Origin of the sequence: Tamlana sp. s12, assembly GCF_016767215.1 — a bacterium.
Taxonomy (GTDB): Bacteria; Bacteroidota; Bacteroidia; order Flavobacteriales; family Flavobacteriaceae; genus Pseudotamlana; species Pseudotamlana agarivorans.
Genome location: NZ_CP068547.1, coordinates 3,096,441 through 3,110,856 on the forward strand (window position 1 = coordinate 3,096,441; position 14,416 = coordinate 3,110,856).

Consider the following 14,416-nt stretch of genomic DNA (forward strand, 5'->3'; position numbering starts at 1 on the left):
TACTAATACTTAATCCATTTTATTAACTCTTTGTAAGTTGGCTTTTTTCCATACATTAAAATACCTACACGATAAATTTTTGAAGCAAACCATACTGTTGCTATAAACGTAGCAATTAATATGACTAATGACAAAATTTGTTGCCAAATAGGCACTCCAAATGGGATGCGCATGAGCATCACCACAGGCGATGTTAAGGGGATAAATGAAAACACTGTAGAAACCGTACCGTGCGGATCTTCTATCACCGTAAAGAAACCAATATATACCGCTAAAATTAATGGCATAATTATAGGCATCATAAACTGTTGCGTATCGGTTTCGTTATCAACAGCGGCACCGATAGCAGCATAAAGTGAGCTATAAAATAAATACCCTCCAACAAAAAATAAAATAAAAGCTATAATTAAATTCGTTAAAGGTAGGTGATAAAAAGCATTGGCTATATTTTGAACTTGAGAGTTTACTTCCGGATTTTCCATGGCTTGTTGCATAGCTTGTTGCTGTGGACTTTGCATTTCAGCCAGATCTACGCCAAAAACTAATGAGGCAACCATAGTTAAAATACCTCCAAATATAATCCAGATAACTACTTGAGTGATTCCTGCTAAGGACGTACCTAAAATTTTACCCAGCATAAGTTGCATAGGTTTTACTGAAGATATAATGACTTCGATAATACGACTGGTTTTCTCCTCTATAACGCTACGCATAATCATATTGCCATAAATAATAATAAACATGAACAACAAGTAACCTGCAGCGCCACCAAAAATGAGTTTGATAACACTATCTACTTTTGAAGTTTTTTCACCTTCAAAACTTTCTTGAGCGATGGTTATTTTTACTTTTGAATTGTTAATCATCTCAACATCAACCCCATTTTCCTGAAGTTTGATGTTCGTTAGGCGCTTTTCAACTTTATTTTCAATTTCTGAAATTAAACTCAATGAAGGCGCTTCTTCGGAATAGAACGTAATATGTTGTGAGTCTATCGTTTTATTTTCTAACTGATGGATATGTAACAGCCCTGTACCTTCGGTTTCTAAAACCAAAGCTTTTGCATCTTCAAGCGACACCCCTTGAAAAATATTATAGGTTGTATGCTCGGTATTTTTAAATACATTTTGAACAGTTTCTGATTCGTCTAAAACAGAAATGACACGAACCTTATCATTGTTCAATTGGGTGAGATAAGCCACAAAGGCAATGAGTGCGATAAATATTATCGGACTCAAAAAAGTCATAATAATAAATGATTTATTTCTAACTTTTGTTAAGTATTCGCGTTTTAAAATTAGCGGTAAGTGGTTCATAAAAAATTAGTTATTCTTTACGGTTTGAATAAAAATATCGTTAACACTAGGAATTAATTCTACAAAATGAGAAACTTCCCCTCTTGAAGTTAAATAGTTAAGTAAGTCGTTTGGTTTATCTTCCTTATCTAATTTAATATTCAATTTTAATTCGTCATCAAGGGTTTTAAATTGAGCTCTAGACACATTGAATTTATCATTCAATTCCAATCTAAGCTTTTCCTTATCTTCCGCTCGAATACCGACTTCGAAGGTATTGCTTTTATAAGCTCTCTTGATATCTACTAATTTACCGTCCAGAATTTTATTGGACTTATTTATTAAGGCGATATCATCGCAAAGCTCTTCCACAGATTCCATGCGGTGTGTTGAAAAAATGACCGTTGCACCTTCTTCGCGCAAGCGTAAAATTTCATCCTTAATTAAATTGGCATTTATAGGATCAAAACCTGAAAAAGGTTCATCAAAAATTAATAATTTAGGTTGGTGTAAAACGGTAACTACAAATTGAATTTTTTGAGCCATCCCTTTAGAAAGTTCTTGGATTTTTTTGTTCCACCAATCTCCAATTTCTAAGCGCTCAAACCAGTAGTTCAGTCGTTTTTTAGCTTCAGATTTACTTAAACCTTTAAGTTGTGCTAGGTATAAAGCCTGCTCTCCTACTTTCATCGATTTGTACAAACCACGCTCTTCTGGCAAATACCCAATGTCTTTAATATGATGTTGATTAAGTAATTCACCTCCCAAATGCACCGTTCCTTTATCTGGCATGGTTATTTGATTTACGATACGTATTAAGGTGGTTTTACCCGCACCATTTGGCCCTAATAAACCAAAAATACTGCCTTCGGGAACCGAAACAGAAACATCATTTAAGGCTCTAAAGTCTCCAAAATGCTTTGAGACCTTATTAACCTCTAATAAATTACTCATAGATATACTTTTGATGGTAAAGATATTAAATGTATAAAAGTTACCCCGTGCTTTTATAGGATTTATACGCTATTTATCCGACAAACTAAGATTTACCCATCATGATGACCTTGACAACCCTAGCCTTGATTTATTAATTTGCAAACACCTCTTAAATAAACCGAAAACACTAAGAAAACTCAAAGGGTATTAAAAACAAAACCCACCCTTAAAAAAAATTAAGGATGGGAAAAAAATTGCTATGAAAAAGAAAAATTACCACCAAATAAAATTTAGTGGTTGCCAAATATAGTTTTTTTTTCCAAACTTTTAACAAAATTATAAGATATCTTACTTTTATTGACAAAAAAAATCCGCCTTTTAAGCGGATTTCTCAATATTTTATATGTTTTATTACGAAAACATATCTTTAACTTTTTCAAAGAAAGACTTATCTGAACTCTCTGGTTTAGGGTCAAAGTGCTCATCATCTTGCATGGCTTCAAAAAATTCTTTTTGCTGTTTGTTTAACGTTTTCGGTGTCCATACATTAACATGTACTAACAAGTCGCCTTTACCGTAACCGTTTATACTTGGAATCCCTTTTCCGCGTAAGCGTAAAATTTTTCCAGATTGCGTACCAGCTTCAATTTTAATACGCACTTTTCCTGTAACGGTATCTATTTCTTTGGAAGTACCTAACACAGCATCTGGGAAACTCACATACAAATCGTAGTGTAAATTATCGCCTTCACGCTTTAAACGATCATGTTGTTCTTCTTCAATAACAACAATTAAATCGCCTGAAATACCATTACCTGGTGCTTCGTTTCCTTTTCCTGAAACTTTAAGTTGCATGCCATCTACAACACCTGCAGGAATTTTAATAGAAACCGTTTCTTCCGAAACTTTTAAACCTTGTGCATCGGCATCGCTAGGTTTTTTATCGATCGTTTGTCCTGCGCCACCACAATCATTACATGGTGCCGAAGTTTGCATACGCCCTAAAATGGTGTTTGCAATTCTTGTTACTTGTCCGCTACCTTGACAAGTAAGACAGGTTTTATAGGTTGTGCCTGGTGCTTGAACTTTACGTTTTACTTTAACTTTTTTCTCAACACCATTAGCAACTTCTTCTAAAGTTAGCTTCACACGTATACGTAGGTTGCTTCCTTTGGCACGACGTTGACCGCCACCAAATCCACCTCCGAAGCCGCCACCAAAACCGCCGCCTCCGAAAATATCGCCAAACTGACTGAATATGTCATCCATATTCATACCGCCACCGCCGTATCCGCCACCGCCATTCTCGAAGGCTTGGTGACCATACTGGTCGTAACGTGCTTTTTTATTTTCGTCGCTTAAAATTTCGTATGCTTCGGCTGCTTCTTTAAATTTTGCTTCAGCTTCCTTATCATCAGGGTTTTTATCTGGGTGAAATTCAATCGCTTTTTTTCTATAAGCTTTCTTAATTTCAGCGGCAGACGCCCCTTTACTAATTCCTAATATTTCGTAAAAATCTCTTTTAGCCATATTTTATTTTATTGCCCAATAACTACTTTTGGAAAACGGATAATTTTCTCACCTAATAGGTATCCTTTTTCAACTATATCAATAATTTTTCCTTTTAAATCGTCGTTTGGTGCAGGTATTTGTGTAATCGCTTCGTGTGAATCGGCATTAAACACATCGCCTTTTTCAACTTCCATAACTTTTAAGCCTTTTTGACCTAAAGTGTTCACTAATTTCTGATAAATTAACAATACACCTTTTCGCAATTCTTCAGCCTCTTTATCGTCTTCAATATGACTTAAAGCACGCTCAAAATCATCTAAAACAGGTAGTAATGTTTTCATCACACCCTCACTTGCTGTAGAAAACAACTCCATGCGTTCCTTAGAAGTTCTTCGTTTATAATTTTCAAACTCAGCAAATAAACGCAAAAACTTTTCCTTCTCTTGTTTTAATTCAGCCTCAAGCTTTTCTTCTACGGTTTCTTCTACCGCTTGCTCTTCAGCAACTTGTTCTTCTACTTCAACGGTTTCGTTTTGTACACCGTCTACTTGTTCACTTTCTATATCGTTGTTTTTATCTTCTTTACTCATCGTAAATTCACGTTTTGAAATACTAAATTTAAAGTTCGCAAAAGTACTGCCAATATTGTAAAAATGTCATAATGTCATTAAATTATTTTAATTTTTTTTGAAGGTAGGTTTCATTACTTTTGAGACTTAAAACCCAAAAAACATTATATAATGAAGAAGAATTTATCAGCATTTGTTCTATTAATCGCTTTATCGGCGGCATTTACATCATGTAAAGACAAAGCTAAGGAAGCTGAAACAGCTCCTGAAGCCGCTATTGAAGAAACCCATAACAATACCGAAGGTGTAACATTCAATGTTGATCCCGTAGCCTCTACTATGGAATGGAAAGGTACGAAACCAACAGGTGAGCACTTTGGAACCATTTCTTTTGCTGAAGGTACTTTAGTGAGCCAACAAGGTCAAATTTCTGGAGGTAACATTGTTATCGACATGAACTCAATCGTTGTGGTTGATATTCCTGCGGAAGACGAAGGTAATGCAAAACTTTTAGGCCACTTAAAAAACGAAGATTTCTTCGACGTAGAAAATCATCCTACATCAACTTTTGAAGTAATTGATTTCGTAGAATCTGAAGGTAAAAAAGAACTTATCGGTAACTTAACCATTAAAGGAATTACTCATAAAGTTACTGTTCCTGTAACTGTAAATCAAACTGAAAACGATTTGACTATTACTAGTGAAACTTTTACTATTGATAGAACGAAGTGGGATATTAAATACGCTTCAAAATCTATTTTTGGTGATTTAGGAGATAAATTCATCAGTGATGATATGGAATTTAAGATTGTAGTTAAAGCGACTAAAGCTTAAACAAAAACGCTATAAATATAAAAAGCTACTCCTTGAAAAAAGAGTAGCTTTTTTATTTTATAACAAATCGGATAAGGCGGGTTCTAAATGGTGAAATTTAAAGTAAAAGCCTTTATCTTCAATCTTTTTTGAACTTACACGCTGACTCTCATACAAGATGGTGTGCATTTTCCCTAAAACTAATTTCATGACTGCTTTGGGAATATTAGGAAGAAATAATGGTTTTTCCTGAATGGATGCAATGGTTTTAACCAGCTCATTATTTGTAACTGGATTAGGTGAAACAGCATTATAAACACCTTCCAACCTATATTTTAAAACATATAAAAACAATTGAGCCAGGTCGTGAACGTGAACCCAAGACTGCCATTGTTTCCCCGAACCAAAGGCTGCTCCTAATCCGTAATTTACTGGTTTCACCAATTCTTGTAGAGCACCACCTTTATCAGAAAGCACTAAACCAATTCTTATTTTAGAAACCGTTATACCTAAAGTTTTAAAAGCATCGACTTCATGCTCCCAGTCACAAACTACTTTACTTAAAAATGATATTTTTTTTGTTTTATAATTTTCATCATAATAATTGGTAATCGAATCTGGGTAAACCCCTATCGCACTTGCAGATATGACCTGTTTAATGTGATGAGATTCTCCTTTTAAATTATTAACTAATAATTTAGTGCTTTCGGTTCTACTTTTTAAGATTTCCTTTTTGTAACAAGGTGTCCAACGTTTTGAAATGGGAGCTGCCGCTAAATGAATAATAGTATCGACATCGGTAAAACAATTGGTGTCTATATCCAATGTTTTGGGATTCCAATAAAAGCCTTTGTAGTTTTCTTCCTTAGAAATTTGAGATTTGCGCGTTGTGAGATAACTCACCTTGATATCCTGCTGGTGACAAAGCTTGACTATCTCCTGACCGATTAAACCTGTAGCTCCTGTAATTAAGACGCGCATCTTCTTTTTTTTACAAAACTACAAAATGGCGATACCTAATGGGCTGTATTTATATTAGGTTTAACAATATTGGTTAATGGTTAAGGGTTAATTAAAAAATTCCATTTTACATTTTCGGTGTTCTAAGGAGCTTCTTTTCACTTTTCACTTTTCACTTTTCACTTTTCACTTTTCACTTTCTCCCCGCGAAGCATTTCTCGTTTACCCGGAGGGCCAGGCAATTTTGTCACTGTAAAACCAACGGCCTGCATAGCGCGACGCACACTGCCTTTGGCAGCATAGGTTACTAAAACACCGCCCTCTTTTAAAGCCTTAAACATGATTGAGAAAATGGCTTCCGTCCAAAGTTCTGGTTGAACACGAGCTCCGAAGGCATCAAAATATATGAGGTCATACAAATTGGAGTCCGTAATATCTTTAAAGAACTTTTTTTGTTTCGTTAAAGAAAAACCTTCGTTAATCTCATGTTTTACTTCCCAACTAGAATTATGAATGGCTTCAAAAACTCCTGATTTCTCTTCAATATGTAATTCAGAAACGTAATTGAGATGATTAACTTCTTCATCTGAAATAGGATAAGCCTCTACACCACAATATTCAATTTGAACTTGTTTTTTTTCAGCTTCAATTAAAGTGATTAGCGTATTCAAACCCGTACCGAAACCAATCTCTAGAATGGAAATCTTTTCACCTTTTGTAGACGTTAACGATTTGTCTAAAACATACTCAAGTCCATGTTTTATAAATACATGATAAGCCTCCTGAATAGCACCATGTTTTGAATGATACTGCTCATTCCATTCTGGAATATGAATGGTTGAGGAGCCATCGGAAGTAATAATAATTTCTCGTTTCAAATTAAGATTTTCTAGTAAAAAGTCGGTTTTTAGTCATTTGGCCTCAAAAAAATTAATTGAAACCACGATTTGTTGTAAATATAGCATTTTTTAAGAACGAATTTGTTTAAATTTGTGTCATAAAAATACGAGACTATGAGTGCTATAATCAACGATATTGAGATTATAAAATCCGAAACTACAAAAATAAATGATGTAGATTTTAACAATTTAAAATTCGGACATGTTTTTTCTGATCACATGCTTGAATGTGACTATAAAGATGGAAAATGGCAAGCACCTAAAGTAGTTCCTTATCAAGGTATTACTTTAGATCCTTCTGCTAAAATTTTCCATTACGGACAATCAGTTTTTGAAGGTATGAAAGCCTACAAAGATGCCGATAAAAAAGTCTGGTTATTTAGACCTCTAGATAACTTTAAGCGTATCAATATCTCTTCAAAACGTTTGGCGATTCCTGAGCTTCCTGAAAACTATTTTATGGATGGTTTAAAAGCTTTATTGGAAGTTGATAAAGATTGGATTCCTTCCAACGAAGGAAGTTCCTTATATATTAGACCGTTTGTTTTCGCTTCTGGTAATGGCTTCCACGCGTCACCTGCCGATGAGTATAAATTTATTATTTGTACAGCGCCTTCAGGATCTTATTTTTCTGGTGATGTTAAGGTTTTAATTGAAGAAAAATATTCGCGTTCTGCTAATGGTGGTGTTGGTTTTGCTAAAGCTGGTGGTAATTATGCCGGACAGTTCTATCCTACTCAATTGGCTATAGAAAAAGGTTATCAACAAGTTATTTGGACAGACGATAATACACACGAATATATTGAAGAAGCTGGAGCGATGAACATTTTTGTTCGTATTAACGACACTTTAATTACAGGTCCGACTAGCGATAGAATTCTAGATGGTATTACACGTAAAAGTATTATTGAGTTAGCAGAATCTGAAAACATTCCTGTTGAAGTTAGAAAACTTACCGTTGCTGAAGTGGTTGAAGCTGCTAAAAATGGTTCGCTTAAGGAAATGTTTGGAGCAGGAACTGCTGCAGTAATTTCACCTATTTCTGGATTTGGCTATAAAGGTGATGATTATGAGATAGCAAAAATTGACGACACATACGCTAGCTTTTTGAAAAAGCGTATTACAGACATACAAACCAATAAAGCTGAAGATCCTTTTGGATGGCGTTATGAGGTTAAGTAATAACAAAAAAAATGGTCTATTTCTAGACCATTTTTTTTTATCTTAAAATTAAATACATTACTGTTCTAAAATAGACTTGATATTAGGCTTAAAATAATTAGGGCCTTTTAGAACTTTACCATCTTCTCGATAAATAGGCTCTCCTCCTTCTCCTAATTTACTCATATTACTTCGTTGAATTTCATCAAAAACCTCTTCTATTTTATGCTGCATACCATGTTCAATAATGGTTCCGCATAAAATATAAAGCATATCTCCTAAAGCATCGGCAACCTCAACAAGATCGTTGTTTTGTGCAGCTTCTAAATACTCTTCATTTTCTTCCTTCATTAAATTAAATCTTAGCATGTTTTTAGCCTGACCTAAATCTGCTTTTGGTGACTCCAGATGTCCGATTTTAAAGGCCGTATGAAATGCCTTTACCGCTTCTATTTTATTTTTCATAATGTGATTATATATTGGGGTTTTAAATGCTTGTTATTCCTTAAATTTGCATAAAAATATTATATGTTCAGTAAAGGCCAAATCATTTTCGGTGTTTTATTTTTTATCGTTTTCGCAATAATTATTGCATATACCTACAGAAAAGACTTGAAATTACACAAGCGATTTTACGCAGGCAGCTATTGGATGCTTATAGCGTTTATTGCCTTTATCGCTTTAATTTCGGCTATTAAATTCTTTTTTAAATAGCAGTAGATCCCAAGAAAAACCGAGATATTCATAAAAAAAAGACGTATTTACAAAAAAATTAATACTTTAGACGCAACCTTTTTACAGATTAACCATCTATCATCTAGAATACCAACCTAAACATAAAAAGATGACCATTATTTTAATTTTAAGTGCGCTTATTGTTGTTAATATCATTTTACTCATATTTAGTGTAAATAAAAAAACAGAACCTTAATTAGGGTTCTGTTTTTTTATTTTACTTATGTATTAACTCCTTAGTTTACTTCTGGAAGGAAACTGTAATTTTTACTATAGTTCAACATCTGACCATCAAAAGTTTCTGGTTGAGTCACTTTTATTGCTGTGATATCTCCATTAGCATCTGTTTCTGGTACTAATACTGGGTTTACAAATCCGCTATAAGGTGCCGATGTAAACTGTTTGTTACGCTCTAGAACTTCAGCATGAATGTCTTGATCTACTTTCACACCATAACCTTCAACTAAAGCTTCGCAAGCAGCAAAATCACCTTCAGATTTAATTCTTTGTGTTTCTCTTAATAATTGTCCGAATAAGTCATGTAATTTCTCGTAATCATTAATATTGAAATACGTTTTTCCGTCTCTTGTAATTTTTTCAATAACGTTATCAGCTTTACCTTTTTCAAAAACCCAAGCCGATACCCACTGTCTGTTTCTCATGTGTGCTTCTTCAACATCGTCACCTAAATTTAAACGAATAAGTTGCGTCATTAAACCATTTCTAATATAACCATCGTAAGCTGCTTTTCCAACAGATTTCCAATCGTCAACCAAACCTAATTCTTGAAGTTTCGGGTCGTATAAATAATAAAGTCCTACTAAATCGGCACGCCCTTCTTCTAAGGTTGAGGCATAATTTTTTAGCGTTTCTTTCGTTTCACCAACCCCAGGATTTAACTGTCCTGAAGCGTGACCAATAACCTCGTGTAAAGCCGTATGTAACTTATCAGCTAATTGTCCGTATTTCTCTTCTAATTCCAGTTCTTCTTGATCGTTTACAAACTCTTTTAAACGCTCTGAACCACCTGCATTATTATAGGCATTAATAATATTCCCTAAAGATACCGACTTGCTACCTACAGCAGCACGAATCCAGTTTGCATTAGGTAAATTTACTCCAATTGGCGTACTAGGAGAAGCATCTCCAGCCTCGCCAGCTACACTCACCACCTTATATGAAACACCAACTACATTTTTCTTTTTATGAGCATCCATTAATGTAGAATGATCTTCAAACCATTGTGCGTTATCCGATAAGACTTTCATTTTTTTAGACATATCGAAATCATTAATTTGAATGATACTTTCGTATGAGCCTCGATATCCTAAAGGATCATTATACACTTCAATGAAGCTATTTATATAATCGATATTTCCTTCGGTAGCTCCTGTCCATGCCACGTTATAATCGTCCCATGTTTGTAAATCTCCTGTTTTGTAATATTCAATTAACAATCCAAGGGCATCACCTTGAGCCTTATTTTCGGCTACACCTTGCGCAAATTCTAACCATTTAATGATTTCATCGATAGCTTCGCCATACAATCCACCAGACTTATACACACGCTCTTTTAACACCCCATCCTCTTTAACCAGTTGCGAGTTTAATCCAAAAGACAACGGCTTCTCAGGATTTGGAGACACTTTAGTTTTATAAAAACTTTCAACATCTGCATTAGTTACATTAGGACCGTAAAAGTTAACTGCAGAAAGCGCCACATTGTCAACTCCTTTAGCTTGGTTTACTTTCTTGGCATCCTTATCGTTAAACAAAACAGCAAAGGCTTCACCTTCTAAAGTTGTTTGCGTAGCCTCAAGTAAAGTTTTTAAATATTCAGGAGAGAAACCTGGCTTCAACTTATCGTTAGAATAATGATGATGAATACCATTACTAAACCAAACACGCTTTAAATAGGCTTCGAAAGCATTCCAGTTCTCATTAGTTTTATCGCCTTCAAAAGTCGTATATATTTTTTCTAAAGCTTTTCTAATGGTTAAATTATGACGGTAGTTTTGATCCCACATAATATCACGTCCAGATAAACCAGCCTGCGTTAGATAATACACAAGTTTTTGCTCCTTAAGGGATAAATTTTCCCAACCTGGAATTTGATAACGCAGAATTTTTATATCTGCAAATTGCTCGACATTGTAATCAAATTTAACAACCTCTTTTTCGGCCATTTTATGATTAACGGTTTCAGACTTCTCATTGCCACAAGCCCATAAAAGCGAACTTACTAAAGCTATGCTCAAAATTGTTTTTAGTTGCATATTATTAAATATAGTTAGAGATTAAAATCATTTTAAAAGAAACAACAGTATATTAAAATCCTTTTAGAGTTTTCACCCCTAAAAGACTAATCAATTTCACGCGAAAATAAGAATTTATAAAGTAAAAAATTAAAATGAGTATCTTTGATTTATAAATTTTACTTAAAACCACCAGTATAATGAAAGCGCTTAAATACATTCTTCTACTCTTATTAATTATTTTTATTGGGACCGCAATGTATATTGCTGTGCAGCCTAATGAGTTTAGTTTTAGTAGAAGTAGAACGATTAAAGCCCCTGCTTCTCTACTGTATAATAAAGTAAACGACTATAAACATTGGCCAGAGTTTTCGCCTTGGATAGAACACGAGCCTGATGCCACGCTTACTTACGAAGATAAAACAGCTGGTGTTGATGGTGGATATTCTTGGTCTGGAGAGGTTTTAGGTGAAGGCAAAATGAAAACACTGTCGGTTGATAAAAATAAAGCCATTTCACAAAAAATAACTTTCGTTAAACCTTTTAAATCTCAATCTGATATTAATTGGACATTTGAAAATACAGAAGAAGGCACAAAAGTAACTTGGGCTATGCAAGGGGAACAAGATTTTATGACGAAAATGTATACCATTTTTGCGGGTTCTATTGAAGAAAATACCTCTCCGGATTTCGAACGTGGACTTTTCAAATTAGATAGTATTGTTACAGCCGATATGCAAAAATATAGCGTTACCGTAAATGGTATTACAGAACATGGTGGCGGTTTTTACATCTACAATACAACGTCATGTAAGATTTCTGAAATATCAAGAAAAATGCAAGACATGATGCCTAAAGTTAGTGCCTTTGCTAAGCAACACCACATCAAAATGGCTGGTGCGCCTTTTGTACATTATCTTAAATGGGATGTTGCAAATAACGCCGCTATCTTTTCTTGTTGTATTCCAACTACAGAAAGAGTTATAACCACAGAAGACAATATTCTAACTGGTCAAATGGAGCCGTTCAAAGCTGTTAAAACGACATTAAAAGGCAACTACGATAACTTAAAAGAAGCTTGGGACACAGCTATGAAATACATTCATAACAACGGTTTAGAATTTGCTGAAAGCGGCCCGATGCTTGAAACATACATCACCGATCCTAGCTCTACAGAAAACCCTGCTGAGTGGATTACAGAAATCTACATCGCTGTTAAGTAAATTATGAAAAACCTCTTACTTGTTTTTATTGGTGGTGGTTTAGGAAGTGTACTCAGGTTTCTAATTGGTAAATACCTAAATAATTTAGATACAAGTATTCCGTACGGCACATTCGCAGCCAATGTTATGGGAAGCTTATTAATCGGATTCTTTTTAGGCTTAGCAACAAAAAATAACGCTTTCAGTCAGCAACACTCGCTACTATTAGCGACTGGTTTTTGTGGCGGATTTACAACTTTTTCAACTTTTGCTCATGAAAATCATGTCTTCTTAAAATCAGGAGATTTTCTAACTTTCGCTATTTACACGACTATGAGTTTTATAGTAGGTTTATGCGCCGTTTTTCTTGGAATCTTTTTAGCAAAAAATTTTTAATCCTTTTTAAAAGCTTTAACTCCCGCTTCGACTCTAGTTTTTAGATAATTTTCTCTTGGAACAATCGGACAAGAATAAGCCTCATTATAGGCGCAATATGGATTATAGGCTTTATTGAAATCTATTATTAAGGAATCACTTTTAGGAATCCTAACATCGATATAACGCCCACCTCCATAAGACTCAAAACCATTAGTTTCATCTAAAAAAGGTAAAAACAAATAATCCTCAAATCCTTCTTGAGTCATGAGTTCCTTCCCTTGATATACCTTTAACTTAAATGATTCTCCTTTTAATTGAAAAGATAAAACCCCATAAACACGCTCTTCTGAAAGGCGATCTGTAGTCGTTTTCATTTTAAACCATTTAGTATCTGGGGTGCGCTCTAATTTAGCGTGAACCATATATGTAGAATCGTGCTTAAAAAAATCAAGTCCTTTAAAAACTTTAAGATCACTTGGTTTTAACGGTGATTTGGATGCATCCTTGAAATCGGCATTTTGTTGCCTTTGATAAGGCGTGTCTCCTTTAATGGGGCGCATCTTCTGAGTGCAACTTGCAAATAAGACGAAAACCAGGACAAAAATCATTTTTATTTTCTTCATGGGGCTATAATATTTCTAAATTTTATCCTTTCAAAAATACAATTTACAAATGTTTTAAATAGTTTTGATACTTTAAAAGCATTGAAAAAACGGTTATTTTGAAAGAAAATCAATTTGATATTATTATTGTTGGTGGTGGTCCCATAGGGATTGCTTGTGCATTGGAATGCAAAAAAAGAGGTTGGAATTATGTTATTATTGAAAAAGGTACTTTAACCAATTCGTTGTTTAATTACCCTAAAAACATGACATTTTTTTCAACTTCTGAAAAACTTGAAATTGATGAGATTCCGTTTATCAGTAATAATCCAAAACCGAATCGAGATGAAGCTTTAGAGTACTACAGAAGAGTTACTACCTCAAATCAATTAAACATACATTTGTTTGAAACGGTCCTTGCCATTGAAAAAACAACGGCTGGAGGTTTCATCATAAAAACAGATAAATCTACGTATTCCTCTAAATACACCATAGTTAGTACGGGGTTTTATGACATTCCAAAAATGCTTGATGTTCCTGGGGAAAATCTTAATAAAGTCACCCATTATTATAATGAAGCACATCAATATGCGCTTCAAGATGTCCTTGTTGTTGGTGCGAGCAATTCGGCTGTCGATGCTGCATTAGAAATTTGGCGTAAAGGCGGACGAGTAACCATGGTTGTTCGAGGAGAAAGCATTGGGGAACGCGTGAAATATTGGGTGCGTCCAGATATAATTAACAGAATTGAAGAAGGCAGCATTAAAGCATATTTCAATGCTAATATCAAAGAAATAAAAGACCGAGAAGTGGTTATCTCTACTAAAAACGGAGAAGAAACCATTCCTAATGATTTTGTAATCGCATTGACAGGATACCTCCCTAATTTTAAACTATTAGAAAGTAGTGGTGTAAAGCTTTCAAAAGACGAAAAAAACATTCCTTATTATGATCCTGAAACCATGGTTTCAAACGTTGAAGGACTCTATTTAGCTGGCGTAGTTTGTGGAGGAAATGAAACCCATAAATGGTTTATAGAAAATTCTAGAATACACGCCAAACGCATCGCAGAACATCTTGAGACCCAATCTTTATAAAA

Annotated in this window: 14 protein-coding genes; 5 read left to right on the forward strand and 9 right to left on the reverse strand. The window is 34.4% G+C overall.

Annotation, left to right across the window (positions count from 1 at the left end):
- Positions 1-2: 2 nt before the first annotated feature.
- The 4 genes from JJL45_RS13380 to JJL45_RS13395 all read right to left on the reverse strand — a co-directional run bounded on the left by JJL45_RS13380 (position 3) and on the right by JJL45_RS13395 (position 4,333).
- Complete coding sequence (locus tag JJL45_RS13380) at positions 3-1,316, reverse strand: ABC transporter permease (RefSeq protein ID WP_068602066.1); 1,314 nt, start codon at positions 1,314-1,316, stop codon at positions 3-5.
- 6 nt (positions 1,317-1,322) lie between these two features.
- Positions 1,323-2,249, reverse strand: coding sequence for an ABC transporter ATP-binding protein (locus JJL45_RS13385; RefSeq protein ID WP_068602064.1), 927 nt, complete (start codon positions 2,247-2,249; stop codon positions 1,323-1,325).
- 393 nt (positions 2,250-2,642) lie between these two features.
- Positions 2,643-3,761, reverse strand: a complete 1,119-nt coding sequence (dnaJ, locus tag JJL45_RS13390; protein ID WP_068602062.1) for a molecular chaperone DnaJ — start codon at positions 3,759-3,761, stop codon at positions 2,643-2,645.
- 8 nt (positions 3,762-3,769) lie between these two features.
- Complete coding sequence (locus JJL45_RS13395; protein ID WP_068602060.1) at positions 3,770-4,333, reverse strand: nucleotide exchange factor GrpE; 564 nt, start codon at positions 4,331-4,333, stop codon at positions 3,770-3,772.
- Between the two features lie 150 nt (positions 4,334-4,483).
- Here JJL45_RS13395 and JJL45_RS13400 point away from each other — a divergent pair, with 150 nt between their 5' ends.
- Entirely contained in the window at positions 4,484-5,146 is a 663-nt protein-coding gene (locus JJL45_RS13400) for a YceI family protein (RefSeq protein ID WP_068602058.1), read from the forward strand.
- A 57-nt stretch (positions 5,147-5,203) separates the two neighbouring features.
- On the opposite strand, the gene JJL45_RS13405 is transcribed toward JJL45_RS13400, so the two are convergent.
- Both JJL45_RS13405 and mnmD read right to left on the reverse strand, forming a co-directional pair.
- On the reverse strand, positions 5,204-6,106 hold the full coding sequence (locus JJL45_RS13405; RefSeq protein ID WP_068602056.1) for a TIGR01777 family oxidoreductase: 903 nt from the start codon (positions 6,104-6,106) through the stop codon (positions 5,204-5,206).
- A gap of 158 nt (positions 6,107-6,264) precedes the next feature.
- On the reverse strand, positions 6,265-6,963 hold the full coding sequence (gene mnmD, locus JJL45_RS13410) for a tRNA (5-methylaminomethyl-2-thiouridine)(34)-methyltransferase MnmD (protein ID WP_068602054.1): 699 nt from the start codon (positions 6,961-6,963) through the stop codon (positions 6,265-6,267).
- 135 nt (positions 6,964-7,098) lie between these two features.
- Between mnmD and JJL45_RS13415 the strand changes: the two genes are divergently transcribed.
- Positions 7,099-8,166 (forward strand): branched-chain amino acid aminotransferase, encoded by a 1,068-nt coding sequence (locus JJL45_RS13415; protein ID WP_068602052.1) that lies wholly within the window; start codon positions 7,099-7,101, stop codon positions 8,164-8,166.
- Positions 8,167-8,223: 57 nt separating this feature from the next.
- On the opposite strand, the gene JJL45_RS13420 is transcribed toward JJL45_RS13415, so the two are convergent.
- Both JJL45_RS13420 and JJL45_RS13425 read right to left on the reverse strand, forming a co-directional pair.
- A complete protein-coding gene (locus JJL45_RS13420; protein WP_068602049.1) occupies positions 8,224-8,610 on the reverse strand; it encodes a nucleoside triphosphate pyrophosphohydrolase family protein in 387 nt (128 codons plus the stop codon).
- A gap of 506 nt (positions 8,611-9,116) precedes the next feature.
- Positions 9,117-11,156, reverse strand: coding sequence for a dipeptidyl-peptidase 3 family protein (locus JJL45_RS13425; RefSeq protein WP_068602047.1), 2,040 nt, complete (start codon positions 11,154-11,156; stop codon positions 9,117-9,119).
- 179 nt (positions 11,157-11,335) lie between these two features.
- On the opposite strand from JJL45_RS13425, the gene JJL45_RS13430 reads away from it, so the two are divergent.
- Both JJL45_RS13430 and crcB read left to right on the forward strand, forming a co-directional pair.
- The gene (locus JJL45_RS13430) at positions 11,336-12,358 is read left to right on the forward strand and encodes an SRPBCC family protein (RefSeq protein WP_068602045.1); all 1,023 of its coding nucleotides are present in this window, start codon (positions 11,336-11,338) and stop codon (positions 12,356-12,358) included.
- Positions 12,359-12,361: 3 nt separating this feature from the next.
- On the forward strand, positions 12,362-12,733 hold the full coding sequence (gene crcB, locus JJL45_RS13435; protein WP_068602043.1) for a fluoride efflux transporter CrcB: 372 nt from the start codon (positions 12,362-12,364) through the stop codon (positions 12,731-12,733).
- Here crcB and JJL45_RS13440 read toward each other — a convergent pair.
- A complete protein-coding gene (locus JJL45_RS13440) occupies positions 12,730-13,338 on the reverse strand; it encodes a DUF1684 domain-containing protein (protein WP_068602041.1) in 609 nt (202 codons plus the stop codon). The two genes, crcB and JJL45_RS13440, sit on opposite strands and share 4 nt — an antisense overlap.
- 98 nt (positions 13,339-13,436) lie before the next feature.
- Here JJL45_RS13440 and JJL45_RS13445 point away from each other — a divergent pair, with 98 nt between their 5' ends.
- Positions 13,437-14,414, forward strand: coding sequence for a YpdA family putative bacillithiol disulfide reductase (locus tag JJL45_RS13445; protein WP_068602039.1), 978 nt, complete (start codon positions 13,437-13,439; stop codon positions 14,412-14,414).
- Positions 14,415-14,416 lie beyond the last annotated feature (2 nt).

What these genes read in the sequence shown, in the direction of transcription:
- JJL45_RS13395 (WP_068602060.1), bottom strand. Translation starts at nt 4,333, where the DNA reads ATGAGTAAAGAAGATAAAAACAACGATATAGAAAGTGAACAAGTAGAC.
- dnaJ (WP_068602062.1), bottom strand. Translation starts at nt 3,761, where the DNA reads ATGGCTAAAAGAGATTTTTACGAAATATTAGGAATTAGTAAAGGGGCG.
- JJL45_RS13380 (WP_068602066.1), bottom strand. Translation starts at nt 1,316, where the DNA reads ATGAACCACTTACCGCTAATTTTAAAACGCGAATACTTAACAAAAGTT.
- JJL45_RS13430 (WP_068602045.1), top strand. Translation starts at nt 11,336, where the DNA reads ATGAAAGCGCTTAAATACATTCTTCTACTCTTATTAATTATTTTTATT.
- JJL45_RS13385 (WP_068602064.1), bottom strand. Translation starts at nt 2,249, where the DNA reads ATGAGTAATTTATTAGAGGTTAATAAGGTCTCAAAGCATTTTGGAGAC.
- JJL45_RS13440 (WP_068602041.1), bottom strand. Translation starts at nt 13,338, where the DNA reads ATGAAGAAAATAAAAATGATTTTTGTCCTGGTTTTCGTCTTATTTGCA.
- JJL45_RS13420 (WP_068602049.1), bottom strand. Translation starts at nt 8,610, where the DNA reads ATGAAAAATAAAATAGAAGCGGTAAAGGCATTTCATACGGCCTTTAAA.
- crcB (WP_068602043.1), top strand. Translation starts at nt 12,362, where the DNA reads ATGAAAAACCTCTTACTTGTTTTTATTGGTGGTGGTTTAGGAAGTGTA.
- JJL45_RS13415 (WP_068602052.1), top strand. Translation starts at nt 7,099, where the DNA reads ATGAGTGCTATAATCAACGATATTGAGATTATAAAATCCGAAACTACA.
- JJL45_RS13405 (WP_068602056.1), bottom strand. Translation starts at nt 6,106, where the DNA reads ATGCGCGTCTTAATTACAGGAGCTACAGGTTTAATCGGTCAGGAGATA.
- JJL45_RS13425 (WP_068602047.1), bottom strand. Translation starts at nt 11,156, where the DNA reads ATGCAACTAAAAACAATTTTGAGCATAGCTTTAGTAAGTTCGCTTTTA.
- JJL45_RS13400 (WP_068602058.1), top strand. Translation starts at nt 4,484, where the DNA reads ATGAAGAAGAATTTATCAGCATTTGTTCTATTAATCGCTTTATCGGCG.